The organism is Streptomyces sp. NPDC014861, assembly GCF_043081625.1.
Taxonomy (GTDB): domain Bacteria; phylum Actinomycetota; class Actinomycetes; order Streptomycetales; family Streptomycetaceae; genus Streptomyces.
Window position 1 is genome coordinate 18361 of the sequence record NZ_JBIBWV010000023.1, and the last position, 15701, is coordinate 34061.

Consider the following 15701-nt stretch of genomic DNA (forward strand, 5'->3'; position numbering starts at 1 on the left):
ACTCTACGGGCTGTTCCCCGCCGCGCGGGAACCCAGGGGTACCCACCCCCCTGACGGTCTGGCAAGCTCGGGCCATGACTCCCCGTGCCGCCGACAGGGCCCGGTACGACCGGGCCACCGCCGCTCTGGACGCGCCGCTGGCGATCGTCGATCTGGAGGCGTTCGACGCGAACGCGGACGATCTGGTGCGCCGGGCGGGCGGCAAGCCGATCCGGGTGGCGAGCAAGTCGGTGCGGTGCCGGGCGCTCCTGGAGCGGGTCCTGGCGCGGGACGGCTTCGCCGGGGTGATGTCGTTCACGCTCGACGAGTCGCTGTGGCTGGCGCGGGCCGGGTTCGAGGACGTGCTGCTCGCCTATCCGTCCGTGGACCGGGCGGGGTACGCGGAGCTGGCGCGCGATCCGAAGCTCGCCGCCGCCGTGACGGTGATGGTCGACGACGTGGCCCAGCTGGAGCTGATCGACGCGGCGCGGGCCGGCGGCACCGAGGAGGTGCGGGTCTGCCTGGAGATGGACACCTCGCTGCGGCTGCTGGGCGGCCGGGTCCGGGTCGGTGCCCGGCGGTCCCCGCTGCGGACGCCCGGGCAGCTGGCGGAGCTGGCCCGCTCGGTGGCACGCCGGCCGGGCTTCCGGCTGGTCGGCCTGATGGCGTACGAGGGGCATGTGGCGGGTGTCGGGGACGCGGTGGCCGGCCGGCCGCTGCGGTCGCGGGCGGTCAGGGCGATGCAGGCGGTGGCCCGCCGGGAGCTGGCCGAGCGGCGGGCGGCGGTGGTCGGGGCCGTACGGTCGGTGGCTCCGGAGCTGGAGTTCGTGAACGGCGGGGGCACCGGCAGCGTGCAGCACACCGCCGCGGAGGCGGCCGTGACCGAGATCGCCGCCGGGTCCGGTCTCTACGTGCCGCGGCTCTTCGACGGCTACTCCTCCTTCAGCGGCAGGCCGGCCGCGCTCTTCGCGCTGCCCGTGGTGCGGCGGCCGGGGGTCGGGGTCGTCACCGTGCTCGGCGGCGGCTATCCGGCGTCCGGTGCGGCGGGGCGGGACCGGCTGCCCGTCCCGTACCTGCCGGAGGGGCTGCGGTACGACCCTCAGGAGGGGCCGGGCGAGGTGCAGACGCCGCTGCTGGGCTCGCCGGCCGACGATCTGCGGATCGGCGACACCGTGTGGTTCCGGCACGCGAAGGCCGGCGAGCTGTGCGAGCGGTTCGAGGCGCTGCACCTGGTGGAGGGGGACCGTGTGGTGGACACGGTCCCGACCTACCGGGGCGAGGGCCGCACCTTCCTCTGACTCTCGATGGCTCCCGCTGACCCCCGAGGCTCCCGGTGCCTCCCTAGAGGGGGGTCACGTAGGCGCCGGAGATGCCGCCGTCGACGAGGAAGTCGGCGGCGTTGACGAACGAGGAGTCGTCGCTGGCGAGGAAGGCGACGGCCGCCGCGATCTCCTCCGCCTCGGCGAACCGGCCGACCGGGATGTGGACGAGCCGGCGGGCGGCCCGCTCCGGGTCCTTGGCGAACAGCTCCCGGAGCAGCGGGGTGTTGACCGGTCCGGGGCAGAGCGCGTTGACCCTGATGCCCTCGCGGGCGAACTGGACGCCGAGCTCGCGGGACATGGCGAGGACGCCGCCCTTGGAGGCGGTGTACGAGATCTGGCTGGTCGCCGCGCCCATGATCGCGACGAACGAGGCGGTGTTGATGATGGAGCCCCTGCCCTGGCGCCGCATGTACGGCAGGGCGGCCTTGCAGCACAGGTAGACGGAGGTGAGGTTGACGTCCTGGACGCGCTTCCACGCCTCCAGGCCGGTCTCCAGGATGGAGTCGTCGTCGGGCGGGGAGATGCCGGCGTTGTTGAAGGCGATGTCGACGGAACCGTAGGTCTCGAAGGCGACGCGGAAGAGCGCCTCGACCTCCTCCGGGTCGGTGACGTCCACCTTGACGAAGGTGCCTCCGACCGCCTCGGCGGCGGCCTTCCCGGCCTCCTCGTCGATGTCGCCGCAGACGACGCGCGCGCCCTCGGAGGCGAGCCGGCGGGCGGTCGCGAGGCCGATGCCGCTGCCGGCGCCGGTGATGACGGCGGTGCGGCCGACGAGGCGGCGGCAGACGATCTCTTCGCTGGTCGCGTGGTTGCTCACAGTGCGGGACCCTCCGTGCTGATGAAGACGTTCTTGGTCTCGGTGAAGGCGGTCAGGGCGTCGGGTCCGAGTTCCCGGCCGAGTCCGGACTGGCGGAAGCCGCCGAACGGGGTCCAGTAGCGGACGCTGGAGTGGGAGTTGACGGAGAGGTTGCCGGCCCGGACGCTGCGGGCGGCGCGCAGGGCGCGGCCGACGTCCCGGGTCCAGATGGACCCGGCGAGGCCGTACGGGGTGGCGTCGGCGAGCCGGAGGGCGTCGGCCTCGTCCTCGAAGGGGAGGACGACGGCGACGGGCCCGAAGATCTCCTCGACGGCGCAGGGGGCGTCCTCGGCGACGCCGGTCAGGACGGTCGGCGGGAACCAGAAGCCGGGCCCTTCGGGTGCCTTTCCGCGGATGGCCTCGGCGTCCTCGGGGACGTGCGCGCGGACCCGGTCGAGCTGGGCCCGGGAGATCAGCGGTCCCATCTGGGTGCGCGGGTCGAGCGGGTCGCCGACGACGATCTCCTCGATCGCCGGAGTGAGGAGCTCCAGGAAGCGGTCGAGGACGCTCCGCTGGACGAGGATGCGGGTGCGGGCGCAGCAGTCCTGCCCGCTGTTGTCGAGGAAGGCCATGGGGGCGGCCGCGGCCGCCGCCTCGATGTCCGCGTCGGCGAAGACGATGTTGGGGCTCTTGCCGCCGAGTTCGAGGGTGAGCCGCTTCACCTGGTCGGCGGCCCTGGCCATGATCCGCTTGCCGGTGCGGGTGGAGCCGGTGAAGACGATCTTGGCGACGCCGGGGTGGGCGACGAGGGCTTCCCCGGCGACGGGCCCCTCGCCGGGGAGGACCTGGAAGAGGTGCTCGGGGAGACCGGCCTCCAGGGCGAGTTCGGCGAGGCGGAGCGCGGTGAGGGGGGTGGTCTCGGCCGGTTTGAGGATCACGGCGTTGCCCGCGGCGAGGGCGGGGGCGGTGGCCCAGGCGGCGATCGGCATGGGGAAGTTCCAGGGTGCGATGACACCGACGACGCCGAGGGGTTCGAGGATCGTGAGGTCGATGCCGCCGGGGACGGGGATCTGGCGTCCGTTCAGGCGCTCGACTCCCCCGGCCGCGTAGTCGAGGAGGTCGCGGACGTTCCCGGCCTCCCAGCGGGCGTTGCCGAGGGTGTGGCCGGCCTCGCGGACCTCCAGGAGGGCGAGTTCCTCGGTGTGCGCGTCGACGACCGAGGCGAAGCGGCGCAGCAGCCGGGCGCGGTCGGCGGGGGCGGCGGCGGCCCACGCGGTCTGCGCGGCGGCGGCCCGGGTGACGGCGGCGTCGACGTCGGCGGGACCCGCGGCGGGGACGGTGGCGACGTGTTCCTCCGTCGCCGGGTTCAGTACGTGAAGCTCGGTGGGCAAGACACGGTCCTCTCGGGGGTGTTCGGAGGAGTCGGGGGTTCTCGGCGGCTTCCCTCGGTGTTCCGTCGGAGCGGTCCCGAGTTCTCGGCGGCTTCTCTCGGTGTTCCGTCGGGGGAGCCCGGGTTCCCGGAGGCTTCCCTCGGTGTTTCCGGCGTTCGAAGGAGCGGCGGAGTTCCCTCGGTGGTTGCTCAGAGGCGTTCGAAGGAGCGGCGGAGTTCCCAGTCCGTGACCGCCGCGTCGAAGGCGGCGAGTTCGACGCGGGCCATGTTGCGGTAGTGGGCGACGACCTCGGGGCCGAAGGCCTCCTTGGCGATCTCGCTGGTCTCCCAGAGTTCGGCGGCCTCGCGGAGGGTGGTGGGGACGTGCGCGTGGTCGGCGGCGTAGGCGTTCCCGGTGCAGGGCGGGGGGAGTTCGAGTCCCCGCTCGATGCCGTGGAGGCCGGCCGCGACCATCGCCGCGACGGCGAGGTAGGGGTTGACGTCGCCGCCGGGCAGCCGGTTCTCGAAGCGGGTGGAGCGCCCGTGGCCGACGATCCGCAGCGCGCAGGTGCGGTTGTCGGGGCCCCAGGCGACGGCGGTCGGCGCGAACGAGCCGGGCTGGAAGCGCTTGTAGGAGTTGATGTTGGGGGCGTAGAGGAGGGAGAGGTCCCGCATCGCGGCCAGCTGCCCGGCGAGGAAGCGCCGCATGACCTCCGACATCCCGTGCGGGTCGTCCCCGGCCATCACGTTGCCGCCCGCCTCGTCCTGGAGGGAGAGGTGGATGTGGCAGGAGTTGCCCTCGCGCTCGTTGTACTTGGCCATGAAGGTGAGCGAGACCCCCTCCTGGGAGGCGATCTCCTTGGCCCCGGTCTTGTAGACGGCGTGCTGGTCGCAGGTGACGAGGGCCTCGTCGTAGCGGAAGGCGATCTCGTGCTGGCCGGGATTGCACTCGCCCTTGGCGGACTCGACGGTCAGGCCGGCGGCGGCCATCTCGTTGCGGATGCGGCGCAGCAGGGGCTCGATGCGGCCGGTGCCGAGGACGGAGTAGTCGATGTTGTACTGGTTGGCCGGGGTGAGGTCGCGATAGCCGGAGTCCCACGCCTGCTCGTAGGTGTCCCGGAAGACGATGAACTCCAGCTCCGTGCCGACGTGAGCGGTGAGGCCGTGCGCGGCGAGCCGGTCGAGCTGCCGGCGGAGGATCTGGCGGGGGGCGGCGGCGACGGGCGAGCCGTCGGCCCAGGCCAGGTCCGCGGTGACCAGGGCGGTGGCCTCGTTCCAGGGGACGCGGCGGAGGGTGGCGAGGTCCGGGCGCATGGCGAAGTCGCCGTAGCCGCTCTCCCAGGAGGACATCGCGTAGCCGTCGACGGTGTTCATCTCGGTGTCGACGGCGAGGAGGTAGTTGCACCCCTCGGTGCCGTGGGCGAGGACCTCGTCGAGGAAGAAGGGCGCGGCGAACCGCTTTCCCTGGAGCCGGCCCTGCATGTCCGGGAAGGCCAGGACTACGGTGTCGATCTCGCCGCCGGCCACGAGGGAGCGCAGTTCCTCGACGGTCAGCGGGGGTGTGCGGTCTGCCACGGGACGCTTCTCCTCGTTCGGCCTGCCGGGAGTCATAAGGTATGGGGCGAGACCATTGCTTGGGAAGTGCCAGGGGAAGGGGCGACGAGAAGTGATCCGTACGAGTGAACCCGGCGGTCCCGCCGACCGGTTGACGCCGGTGCTGCGCCCGGTCCGCGCGGGCAACGGTTTCGAGGAGGCGCTGGAGCAGGTCCTCCAGGTGGTCCGCCTCGGCCTGGTCCCGGCCGGAGAGCGGCTGCCCGCCGAGCGGGAGCTGGCCGAGCGGATGGGGATCAGCCGGGTGACGCTCCGCGAGGTCCTGAAGGTGCTCCAGGAGCAGGGCCTGGTGGAGAGCCGGCGCGGCCGGTACGGCGGGACGTTCGTGCTGCCGCGCCGGCGGGACCCGGACGAGGCCGAGCTGCGCCGCCGGGTCGCCGCGGTCGACATGGAGGACGCGCTGCGCTTCCGGGAGGTCCTGGAGGTGGGGGCGGCCGGGCTGTGCGCGGCGCAGGGCCTGGACGCGGCGGGCGCGGAGCGGCTGCGGGCGGCCCTCGCGGCGACCCGTGACGCCTCGCCGTCCGACTATCGCCGCCAGGACACGCTGCTCCACCTCACGCTGGCCGAGCTCGCCGGCTCGCCGAGCCTGACGGCCCGGTACGCGGCGGTCCGCGCGACCGTCAACGACCTGCTGGACTGCATACCGCTCCTGGTGCGCAACCTGGAGCACTCCCAGCACCAGCACGCGGCCCTGGTGGACGCGGTCCTGGACGGGGACGCGGACGCGGCCCGCGAGGTGATGCGGGAGCACTGCGCGGGGACGGCGGCGCTGCTGCGCGGCTTCCTGGCCTGAAAGGTATGTCAGCGGTCCATTGGGGTGCGGCGCGGCCTAGAGTCGGCGGCAGGTCCCCCGCGTACCGCCGGCACCGCATGCACTCTATGCACCGCCGACACTGCCGCACCGCCCGTACCGCCCGACCAGGAGGCAGCCCCCGTGACCCAGCCGCTCATCGGTGTGACGACCTATCTCGACCGGGCGCGCTGGAGGGCCTGGGACATGCCGGCGGCGCTGCTGCCCGCCCAGTACCCGCGGTACGTGCGGGAGGGGGGCGGTCTCGTGGTGATGCTGCCGCCGGACGAGCCCGCCGCGGCGGCCGCGGTGCTGGCCCGCCTCGACGGCCTGGTGGTGGCGGGCGGGGCGGACGTGGAGCCCGTACGGTACGGCGCCGAGCCCGATCCGCGGACCGGCCCGCCGGCGCGGGAGCGGGACTCCTGGGAGCTGGCGCTGATCGACGCGGCGCTCGCCTCAGGCACCCCGCTGCTCGGGATCTGCCGGGGGATGCAGCTGCTCAACGTGGCGCTGGGCGGCACGCTGACGCAGCACCTGGACGGGCATGTGGAGGCGGAGGGGGTGATGGGGCGGCACGCGGTGAAGCCGGTGCCGGGGACGCTGTACGCCTCGCTGGTCCCGGAGCTCGCCGACGTGCCGACCTATCACCACCAGGCGGTGGACCGGCTGGGCGCGGGCCTGGTGGCCTCGGCGTACGCGGAGGACGGCACGGTCGAGGCGGTGGAGTCGGCGGAGCCGGCCTGGGCCCTCGGGGTGCAGTGGCACCCGGAGATGGGCGAGGACCCGAGGGTCGTGCGGGGCCTCGTGGAGGCGGCCGCACGACGACGCTGAGGCGGGTGCGCGGGGCGGCCGGGGTGGGCGGTCCGGCCGCCCCGCGGTTCGTGGGGCCGCGCGGTCAGGCGGCGGGGAGGGTGGCCGCGACCGTACGGCGGCCGAGGAGCAGATGGAGGGCGGTGGCGACGGCCATGCCCACGGGCAGCGAGAGGTCCATGCCGACGGCGGCGGCGACCGGCCCCGTGTAGACGCTGTCGACGCACAGCGCGCCGGCCGCGACGCCGCCGAGCAGGGCGGTCACGCCCGCGATGTTGACGCCGCCGGTGTACCAGAAGGGGCTGCCGGGGGTCTCGTCGGAGAGCGCGGCCACGTCGTAGCGGTTGCGGCGGAGCAGGATGTCGGTGACGTAGACGCACATCATCGGACCGGTGAGGACCGTGATGACCTGGAGGGCGTTGCTGACGGTGTCCAGGAAGTTGGAGACCAGCAGGCCGTAGAGGGTGAGGGCGACGGCGACGGCGCCGTCGAGGAGGACGCTGACCGTCCGGCGGACGCGCAGGCCGACGGCCTGGAGGGCGAGTCCGGCGCTGTAGGCGGTGAGGGCGTTGATGGCGATGGTGCCGAGGACCAGGGCGAGCAGGAAGACCGGCACGAACCAGCCCGGCAGGATGGCCTGGAGCGCCGTCTGCGGGTCGGACATGTCGACGACGGTGGCGGCCAGGGCGCCGAGCGAACAGACGACGACGCTGGGCACGAACGCGCCGAGCGCGTTCCACAGCACGATGGCGCGCGGGGAGCTGTCGCGGGGCAGGTAGCGGGAGAAGTCGGCGCTCGTGGTGTACGAGAGCGGACCCGAGGCGATCATCGTGGTGCCCGCGAGCAGCAGCGCCCACAGGGCGACGCCGGAGTGCGACTCCGCCGGGGTGTACGAGAAGTCGGCGTTCCGCACGACGGCGAGGGCGACGACGGCGAACGCGGCGCTCAGGAGCAGCGTGATCGGCAGGTAGAGCTTGATGATCACCGCGTGCCCGTAGACGCTGATCACCAGCGTGAGGGCGGCGATGACCACGATGACCGCCACCTGCGTCGGGGTGCCGGCCGGGAGTCCGGCCTTCTCGACGAGCGCGAAGGCGGCGGTCGCGGCGGCGGCGAGGTTGAGCGCGAAGTAGCAGACGGAGACGAGCCAGCCGCCGACGGCGTTGTTCACGCGGTTGCCGCGGATGCCGTAGAGGGCGCGGGTGATGACCTCGCTGGGCGCGCCCGCCGCCGGTCCCGAGGTGGCGAGGACGCCGGTGAGGACCCAGAAGAGGTTGCCGACGACGATCACACCGATCGCCTGCCCGAGGGTGAGTCCCATGAGGACCAGGGCTCCGCCGATGACGAGGCTGAGGTAGTTGACGTTCGCCGCGGCCCAGACGGAGAACAGCTCACGGGGGTGGCCGTGGCGCTCGCCGTCCGGGATGTGGTCGATGCCGTGGGCCTCGATGCGGCCGGGACGGTCACCGGCCGGCAGGGGTGCCGGCCCGTGCTCTGTCCCGGAGCGCGGGTCGGGGATCGTGGAAGCCATGCGGCCCTCCGGTGCGTGATTGCCCACCTGGTTGCTTATTGGTCGCACACTCAATAGCATCGTCGGTATGTCGTCAAGCGTCCAGCGCAAGCGAATCCGGAAATCACCCGAGGCCCGGCGGGCGGAGATCGTGGCGACCGCCGCGCGGATCGCCCTGACCGAAGGTCTCGAGTGCGTCACCCTGCGGCGCGTCGCCGAGGAGCTCGCCGTCCGGCCCGGTCTGATCAGCCACTACTTCCCCTCCGCCGAGGACCTGGTGGCCGAGGCCTTCTCGGTCGCGGCCCTCGGCGAGCTCGACTCGCTGCTGCCGGCCGAGCGCCCGGACGGCACCCCGGCGCAGTACCTGGCCCGCTACTTCGCGCTGTCGTCCGGCGAGGCCTACGACGACATCAGCCGCCTCTGGATCAACGCCCGGCACCTGAGCCGCTACCGGCCGGTGCTGCGGGACGTGGTCACCCGGATGGAGCTGGCCTCCGACGACCGGCTGGAGGAGCTGATCCGCGACGGCGTCGCCCGCGGCGACTTCCGCACGGACGACCCCAGGTCCGCGGCGATCCAGGTGCTGGTCGTCCTGGACGGCCTCGGCGCCCACGCCAACTCCGACCGCACCGACCGGCCCGCCGCCGTGACCCGCCTGGCCCTCAGCACCGCAGAGCGCGCCCTCGACCTCCCGCACGGCACGCTCGACGCGCCCGGCGCGACGGGCACCCTCCCGCTCACCTTCTCCCCCACGGAGGCGGCCGAGGCGGCGGTGCCGCGCCTGGCGGCGGCCGCGGCGGCCGCGACCGACGCCGATGCGGCGACCCCCGACGACGTGGCGACCGCCGGAGCCTGACGACGGGCCGCCGCACACCCCGCGAGCGCGGGCACGCCGGGCGCACCCGGGGCGTACCGGCTGCACATCCGGCCCGACATCCGGCCCGACATCCGGCCCGACATCCGGCCCGACATCCGGCCGCGGCGAACGCGCGGGTGCCACGGGGGCGTACGCCTCGGGCACGGACGTCGGGCTCGGGCGTACGCGTCAGGCGCAGGCGTACGGGTCAGGCGCAGGCGTTCGTGTCGCACGCGGGCGTACGTGTCAGGCGCGGGCCCATGCCCACGCATCAGGCGCACCGGCAAGACCCCGGCGTCCGTCGCGCGTCGGGGCCCAGGCCAAGGCGGGCGCGTACCCGTCGTCCCGCGTACCCGTCGTCCCGCACGTCCGGGCGTGGCGCGCGCCCGTACCGCCCGTGCCGTGATCACCCTTCTCGTACCACCACCGCTAGGAGCAGCCCCGTGTCCACCCGACTCGTCCTCCACTCCGCCCGACTGCTCGACCCCGCCACCGGCGGCTTCCTCACCGAGAGCGCGCTCGCCGTGGGCGACGACGGGCGGATCGCCGCGCTCGGCGACGACCGCGCGATGCGGGAGCTCGCCGGAGCGGCGACCACCGTCGTCGACCTGAAGGGCGCCGTCGTCACACCGGGCCTCGTCGACGGACACGTCCACCCCGTGACCGGCGCCGAGCTCACCGGCGGCCTCGACCTCTCCCGCTGCGCCGACCTCGCCGACGTGCGGGAGGCGCTGGCGCGCGAGGCGCGCGGGCTCGGCCGGGGCGACTGGCTGTTCGCCTGGGGCCTCGACCCGAACGTCTTCGGCGACGAGCCGGTCGGCATCGCGCCCTTCGACACCGTCCTCGACGACATCCCCGCCTTCCTGCTGCTCTTCGACGCGCACTCGGCGCTCGCCTCCCGCCGCGCCCTCGAACTCGCCGGCGTCGACGGCCCCCGCACCTTCGCCCAGGCGTCCGCCGAGATCGTCTGCGACGCCGACGGGCGGCCCACCGGGCTGCTCCAGGAGGACGCCGCCTGCCAGCTGGTCGAGCGCGTCGCCCCGCAGCCGACCCGCGCCGAGCGCCTGGAGCGGCTGGCCGAGGCGCTGGACGCGATGGCCGCGTCCGGCCTGACCGGCGGGCACGTCATGGACGCCAACGGCGACAGCCTCGACCTCTTCGCCGAGCTGGACGCCGCCGGCCGGCTGCCGCTGCGGCTCCGGGTGGCCCCCTGGTGCCAGCCCGGCACCGACGCGCTCGGCGTCCGGGAACTGGTCTCCCTCCAGGGCCGCGGCGGTGCGCTCTGGCAGGTCGCCGGCGTGAAGCTCTTCATGGACGGCACGATCGACAACGGCACCGCGTGGCTGGAGAAGCCGGACTGCCACGGCGAGTCCACCCACGCCTTCTGGCCGGACCCGGAGGCGTACACGGAGGTCATCGGCGCGCTCCACCGCGCCGGGGTGCCGACGGCGACCCACGCCATCGGCGACGCCGCCGTCCGGCACGTCCTCGACGCCGTGGAGAAGGCGCGGGCGACCGGCGGCGACCCGGGCGTACGTCACCGGGTCGAGCACATCGAGACCGTCCCGGACGACACCCTCGGCCGCTTCGCGGAGCTGGGCGTCATCGCCTCCATGCAGCCCACCCATTGCTGCGACTTCACCCGCGCCGACCACACCGACAACTGGTCCCGCCGGCTCGGCGAGGAGCGCGCCGGACGCGCCTGGCGCTGCCGCGACCTGGTCGACTCGGGGGCGACCGTGGTGCTCGGCTCGGACTGGCCGATCGCGCCGTTCCCTCCGCTGGGCGTGCTCGCCGGCGCCGTGCACCGCCGCCCCTCCCGCGACCTGGCGCAGCCGCCGCACGGCCCCGAGCAGGCGCTGACCGTGCTGGAGGCGCTGCGCGGCCTGACGACCGGCGCGGCCTACGCCGCCGGTGAGGAGCGGAGCTCGGGCCGGCTCGCGGCGGGGCACCGCGCCGACCTGACGGTCCTCGCGGCCGACCCTCTCGGCACGCCCGCCGCGGAACTCCCGGACGTCCCGGTCCTCCTGACGGCGGTCGACGGCCGCGTCACCCACCGGGCCCCGCAGCTGTAGAGGCCGCCACCGGAGGAGGTCCCGGTCCGAGACGCCACCGCCCGGTGGGGGTCCCGGGCCGGGGACGCCACCGCCACGGGAGGCCCCGGACCGGGACACCACCGCCTGGGAAGGTCCTGGTCCGGGGAGGCCATCTCCCGGGAAGGTCCCCTACCCGGGGCGCCACCGCCCGGGGAAGCCCCAGGCCAGGGGCCACGCCCGGGAAGCCCCGGGCCACGGAGCCCACGCCCAAGGCAGCCACAGGCCAGGGGCCACGCCTGGGAAGTCCCGGGCCACGGAGCACCCTCCTAGGGAAGGCCCAGGCCACAAGGCCCACGCCCAGGGAAGCCGGAGGCCATCGAGCCCCGGCCTCGGGGAGTCCGCGTCCGAGGAGGCCCCGGCCGACGAGCCCAGGCGGCGAGACCGGGCCGGGGAGACCGGGCCGGGGAAGCCCCCGGCCCGGAAGGACTCAGCCGCCCGGCCGCGCCCTCGTCAGGGAGAGGAGGTCGCGGGCCGGGCCGGTGGGACGGTGGCCGGTCGGCCAGACGGCCCGCAGGTCGCGGGCGAGCCGCGCGCCCGCGACCGGCACGGCGACCAGGCGGCGCGAGGACAGCTCCTCGGCGATCGCGAGCTCGCTGAGGACCGCCGGGCCCGCTCCGCTGACCGCCGCCGCCTTCACGGCGGTGGTGGAGGCGAGTTCGAGGAGCGGGCGGGCGAGCCCTCCGTGCGCGGCGAGGGCCGCGTCGAGCACCTGCCGAGTGCCCGAGCCGTGCTCCCGCAGCACCAGCGGGGTCGCGGCCAGCTCGGCGGGTTCGATCGGGGCACGGCGGCGGGCCCACGGGTGGGAGGGCGCGGTCACGACCGCGAGCCGGTCGTGGGCGACGACGGTGCCGTCGAGACCGTCGGGCACCGCGAGACCCTCCACGAAGCCGAGGTCCGCCTCCCCCGCGAGCAGCCGCTCCGCGACCACGGCGGAGTTCCCCGCCTGGAGCGACACCGCGGTGTCTGGCCGCTCGGCGCGCAGTGCGATGAGCCAACCCGGCAGCAGGTACTCGGCGATCGTCATCGACGCCACGACCCGCAGCCGCGAGTCCCGGCGCCCCCGCAGCGCCTGCACCCCCGCGTCGAACGCCTCCGCCGACTCCACGATCCGCCGCGCCCAGTCGGTGACGAGCACGCCCGCGTCGGTGAGCCGCGAGCCGCGCGGGGAGCGGTCCACGAGCGCCACGCCGAGCTGCCGCTCCATGGAGCGGATCCGGCTGCTCGCCGCCGGCTGCGTGATGCCGACCTCGCGGGCGGCGGCCCCGAGGCTGCCGTGCCGGGCGACGGCGAGGAGCAGTTCAAGGGCGCCGAGATCGGGCACCCGGTGCGAGAGGTGCGCGGTCACGGGCCCGCGCGCCGCCGCCTCGCCCGTACCGGAACCCGTACCCGTACCCGTACCGGAACCCGCACCCGCACCGCCGCCGCCGCCGCCGCCGGATGACGTGCCCCCGCCGGAACCACCACCCGGCCCCGCGCCGCCTCCGCCTGTACCGCCGAGACCCCCGCCGGCGGCCACGATCGCCGCCGCGGCCGTCACTCCCCCGGCGCGACCGGAGCCGCCGACCCGCCCGGAGCCGCCGACCCGACCAGTGCCGCCCGCCCGACCAGTACCACCCGCACGCCCCTCACCCCCGCCTCCCACGGCCCTCCCGTCACCCCCGGCACTCCATGCGCTCCCTGCACCTCCGGCACTCCCCGCGCCTCCGGCACTCCCCGCACCTCTGGCACCCTCAGCACTCCCAGCACCCCCCGCACCTCCGGCACCCCCCGCGCCCCCAGCGCCCCCGCCCGTGCGTCGTCCCGCCTCCGTGCCGCCGCCGTCCCGCTCCCTGCTCATAAAGCCAGCTTATGACGTCATAGCCTCATGATCCCTGGTGGGGGCCGCGGCCTGCGGAGACGGTGGAGGCATGGCAAGCCTCGCAACCTCCCGCCCCCTCCTCGGCGCCACCACCGCGCGCGCCCGCGTGACCCGGTCGGTCCGTCACCTCGGACCCAACTGGTACGCCTCCGTGATGGGCACCTCCGTCGTCGGCACCGCGGGCGCCGCGCTGCCCATCACCGTGCCCGGTCTCCGTACCGTCTGCACCGCCGTCTGGGCGCTCTCCCTCGCGATGCTGCTGACCCTGCTCGCCGCCCGGGCCGCGCACTGGCGCCGCCACCGCGACCAGGCCCGCGCCCACCTGCTCGACCCGGCGGTGGCGCCCTTCTACGGCTGTCTCTCGATGGCGCTGCTCGCCGTCGGCGGCGGCACGCTGACGCTCGGCAGGGACTGGATAGGCCTCCCCGCGGCCGTCGCCCTCGACGCCGTGCTCTTCACCGCCGGCACGGCCGTGGGGCTCGCCGCCGCCGTCGCCGTGCCGTACCTGATGGTGGTCCGGCACCGGATCGAACAGGCCTCCCCCGTCTGGCTGCTGCCCGTCGTCGCGCCCATGGTCTCCGCCGCGCTCGGCCCGCTGCTCCTCCCCCACCTGCCCGAGGGGCAGCCCCGGCAGACCCTCCTGATCGCCTGCTACGCGATGTTCGGCATCAGCCTGCTCGCCACCCTGGTGATGCTGCCGCTGGTCTTCGGCCGGCTCGTCCTCGACGGCCCGCTGCCCCTCGCGCTCACCCCGACGCTCTTCCTCGTCCTCGGCCCGCTCGGGCAGTCGACCACCGCCGCCAACACCTTCGCCGACTCCGCCGCCGGCGTGCTCCCCGAGACGTACGCGCACGGCTTCGCCGCCTTCGCCGTCCTCTACGGCGTGCCGGTCATGGGGTTCGCGCTGCTGTGGCTGGCGCTGGCCGGGGCGATGGTGGTGCGGGCCCGGCGCGCCGGCATGGGCTTCGCGATGACCTGGTGGGCCTTCACCTTCCCGGTCGGCACCTGCGTCACCGGCGCCGAGGGGCTGGCCCGTCACACCGGTCTGGACGCCTTCCGCTGGCTCGCGGTCGGGCTGTACGTGCTCCTCGCCGCGGCCTGGCTGGTGGCCGGCGCCCACACCCTGCGCGGTCTGGTCAGCGGAGCGCTGCTCGCAGGTCCCGCGCCAGCAGCCGCGGCGCAGTCGCCAGCGACGGCCCGTACCAGGTGAGCATCCGCCCGTCGACGAGCGCGGCGGCGGCCCCGGGGAACGCCTCGGGGCCGTCGTCCGCGGTGAAGCGGTACGGCTCGTCGGGGAGGACCACCAGGCGCGGCCGGGCCGCGGTCAGCTCGGCGAGCGGGACCTTCGGGTAGCGCTCGGGGTGGTCGGCGTACAGGTTGCGGACGCCGAGGCGCGCGAGCAGGTCGCCGGCGAAGGTGTCCCGGCCGAGCACCATCCAGGGCCGCCACCAGATCGGCACGACGGCGGTGACCCCGTCCGCCACCGGCTCCACGGCCGCCCACGCCTCCTCCGCCTCGGCCAGCCAGCGCGGGCGGCGGGGCGCGCCGCAGGCGGCGAGGACCTCGCCGAGGGCGGTGAGCCCCTGGTCGAGGGTGCGGATCTCGGTGACGAGGACCTCCGCGCCGGCGGCCCGCAGCGCGTCGAGGTCGGCGGCGCGGTTCTCCTCCTCGTTGGCGAGGACGAGGTCGGGGCGGAGGGCGAGGACGGCGGGCACGTCCGGGTTCTTGGTGCCGCCGATCCGGGCGACGTCGAGCCCGGCGGGGTGGGTGCACCAGTCGGTGACGCCGACGAGGAGCCCCGGCGCGGTGACGGCGACCGCCTCGGTGAGCGAGGGCACCAGCGAGACGACCCGAGGGGACCGCCCCCGGATTCCGGTCGGGGTCATTCCTCCTCGACCTCGACGTGGTCGGCGACGGCGACGACGAGGAGGCGGGTACCCGGCTCGGTGGCGCGCCAGCGGTGCCGGACGCCGCCGGAGAGGTACAGGGAGTCGCCGCGGACGAGCCGGTGGGCGCGGCCCTCGGCCTCGACCTCGGCGGCGCCGTCGGCGACGTACAGCAACTCGTCGTTGCGGTGCTGGAACTCGCGCCCCGCGTCCTGCTCGCCGGAGAACTCCAGGGCGTGCAGCTGGTGCCGGCCGCGCACCAGGCGGCGCACGCCGTCCGGCATCGCGGCGGTGCCCTCGTCGGCGCGGACGACGTCGACGGTGCGGGCGGCCTCGGCGACGGCGAGGAGCTCGGCGGCGGTGGTCTGGAGGGCCTCGGCGACCAGCTCCAGGGAGCGGCGGCTGGGGCGGGCCCGCTCGTTCTCGATCTGGCTGAGGAAGGGGACGGAGAGACCGCTGCGGGACGCGACGACGGCCAGGGTGAGCTGCAGGGCCCGGCGGCGTCTCTTCACGGCCGCGCCCACCCGGGGTGCTTCCTTCTCGTCCACGGCGGCTCCCTCCCGCTGCCGGCCGCCTCATCACGTACCGGCCGGTTACCTGCACCTTACGCAGCTTTGGGCCGAGGTTTCGCGTCGTGACGGAAAGGGTGCCGGAAAGGGCGGCGGAGAGGACGACGGAGAGGGGTGGTCGCCGAACACTTTCGGCGACCACCCCTCTCCGTCGGGTGAGATCCGGTCCGTCGGGTGCGGTCCGGCGTCAGCGCGGGTGCGGTCCGGCGTCAGCGCGGGCGAGCCGCGCCCCTCGACGCCGTCACGTCA

13 protein-coding genes are annotated in these 15701 nt (G+C 75.0%); 6 read left to right on the plus strand and 7 right to left on the minus strand.

The window, feature by feature from the left end:
- The first annotated feature begins 74 nt into the window (after positions 1-74).
- Positions 75-1277, plus strand: coding sequence for an amino acid deaminase/aldolase (locus tag ACF1BN_RS30765; RefSeq protein ID WP_392334863.1), 1203 nt, complete (start codon positions 75-77; stop codon positions 1275-1277).
- Between the two features lie 43 nt (positions 1278-1320).
- Here the strand turns inward: ACF1BN_RS30765 and ACF1BN_RS30770 are convergent, their stop codons facing one another.
- The 3 genes from ACF1BN_RS30770 to ACF1BN_RS30780 form a co-directional block, all read right to left on the minus strand.
- Positions 1321-2118 carry a 3-oxoacyl-ACP reductase gene (locus tag ACF1BN_RS30770; RefSeq protein ID WP_392334864.1) on the minus strand — a complete coding sequence of 266 codons (798 nt, stop codon included), beginning with the start codon at positions 2116-2118 and terminating at the stop codon, positions 1321-1323.
- On the minus strand, positions 2115-3488 hold the full coding sequence (locus ACF1BN_RS30775) for an aldehyde dehydrogenase family protein (protein ID WP_392334865.1): 1374 nt from the start codon (positions 3486-3488) through the stop codon (positions 2115-2117). Before ACF1BN_RS30775 ends, ACF1BN_RS30770 begins: the two co-directional genes overlap by 4 nt.
- Before the next feature lie 188 nt (positions 3489-3676).
- Complete coding sequence (locus ACF1BN_RS30780) at positions 3677-5041, minus strand: glutamine synthetase family protein (protein WP_392334866.1); 1365 nt, start codon at positions 5039-5041, stop codon at positions 3677-3679.
- A gap of 94 nt (positions 5042-5135) precedes the next feature.
- On the opposite strand from ACF1BN_RS30780, the gene ACF1BN_RS30785 reads away from it, so the two are divergent.
- Together ACF1BN_RS30785 and ACF1BN_RS30790 are read left to right on the plus strand one after the other, a co-directional pair.
- On the plus strand, positions 5136-5870 hold the full coding sequence (locus ACF1BN_RS30785) for a FadR/GntR family transcriptional regulator (RefSeq protein ID WP_392334940.1): 735 nt from the start codon (positions 5136-5138) through the stop codon (positions 5868-5870).
- 141 nt (positions 5871-6011) lie between these two features.
- Positions 6012-6698 carry a gamma-glutamyl-gamma-aminobutyrate hydrolase family protein gene (locus ACF1BN_RS30790; RefSeq protein WP_392334867.1) on the plus strand — a complete coding sequence of 229 codons (687 nt, stop codon included), beginning with the start codon at positions 6012-6014 and terminating at the stop codon, positions 6696-6698.
- 64 nt (positions 6699-6762) lie between these two features.
- Here the strand turns inward: ACF1BN_RS30790 and ACF1BN_RS30795 are convergent, their stop codons facing one another.
- Positions 6763-8208, minus strand: coding sequence for a purine-cytosine permease family protein (locus ACF1BN_RS30795; protein ID WP_392334868.1), 1446 nt, complete (start codon positions 8206-8208; stop codon positions 6763-6765).
- A 67-nt stretch (positions 8209-8275) separates the two neighbouring features.
- On the opposite strand from ACF1BN_RS30795, the gene ACF1BN_RS30800 reads away from it, so the two are divergent.
- On the plus strand, positions 8276-9043 hold the full coding sequence (locus ACF1BN_RS30800) for a TetR/AcrR family transcriptional regulator (RefSeq protein WP_392334869.1): 768 nt from the start codon (positions 8276-8278) through the stop codon (positions 9041-9043).
- Between the two features lie 443 nt (positions 9044-9486).
- The gene (locus ACF1BN_RS30805) at positions 9487-11118 is read left to right on the plus strand and encodes an amidohydrolase (protein ID WP_392334870.1); all 1632 of its coding nucleotides are present in this window, start codon (positions 9487-9489) and stop codon (positions 11116-11118) included.
- A gap of 448 nt (positions 11119-11566) precedes the next feature.
- Here ACF1BN_RS30805 and ACF1BN_RS30810 read toward each other — a convergent pair whose 3' ends face one another.
- A complete protein-coding gene (locus tag ACF1BN_RS30810) occupies positions 11567-12484 on the minus strand; it encodes a LysR family transcriptional regulator (RefSeq protein ID WP_392334871.1) in 918 nt (305 codons plus the stop codon).
- Positions 12485-13046: 562 nt separating this feature from the next.
- Here ACF1BN_RS30810 and ACF1BN_RS30815 point away from each other — a divergent pair.
- Positions 13047-14207 (plus strand): TDT family transporter, encoded by a 1161-nt coding sequence (locus ACF1BN_RS30815; protein ID WP_392334872.1) that lies wholly within the window; start codon positions 13047-13049, stop codon positions 14205-14207.
- Here ACF1BN_RS30815 and ACF1BN_RS30820 read toward each other — a convergent pair.
- Both ACF1BN_RS30820 and ACF1BN_RS30825 read right to left on the minus strand, forming a co-directional pair.
- On the minus strand, positions 14134-14883 hold the full coding sequence (locus tag ACF1BN_RS30820) for a helical backbone metal receptor (protein WP_392334873.1): 750 nt from the start codon (positions 14881-14883) through the stop codon (positions 14134-14136). The two genes, ACF1BN_RS30815 and ACF1BN_RS30820, sit on opposite strands and share 74 nt — an antisense overlap.
- Entirely contained in the window at positions 14880-15431 is a 552-nt protein-coding gene (locus ACF1BN_RS30825; RefSeq protein WP_392334874.1) for a helix-turn-helix domain-containing protein, read from the minus strand. The genes ACF1BN_RS30820 and ACF1BN_RS30825 overlap by 4 nt, the downstream gene beginning before the upstream one ends.
- Positions 15432-15701 lie beyond the last annotated feature (270 nt).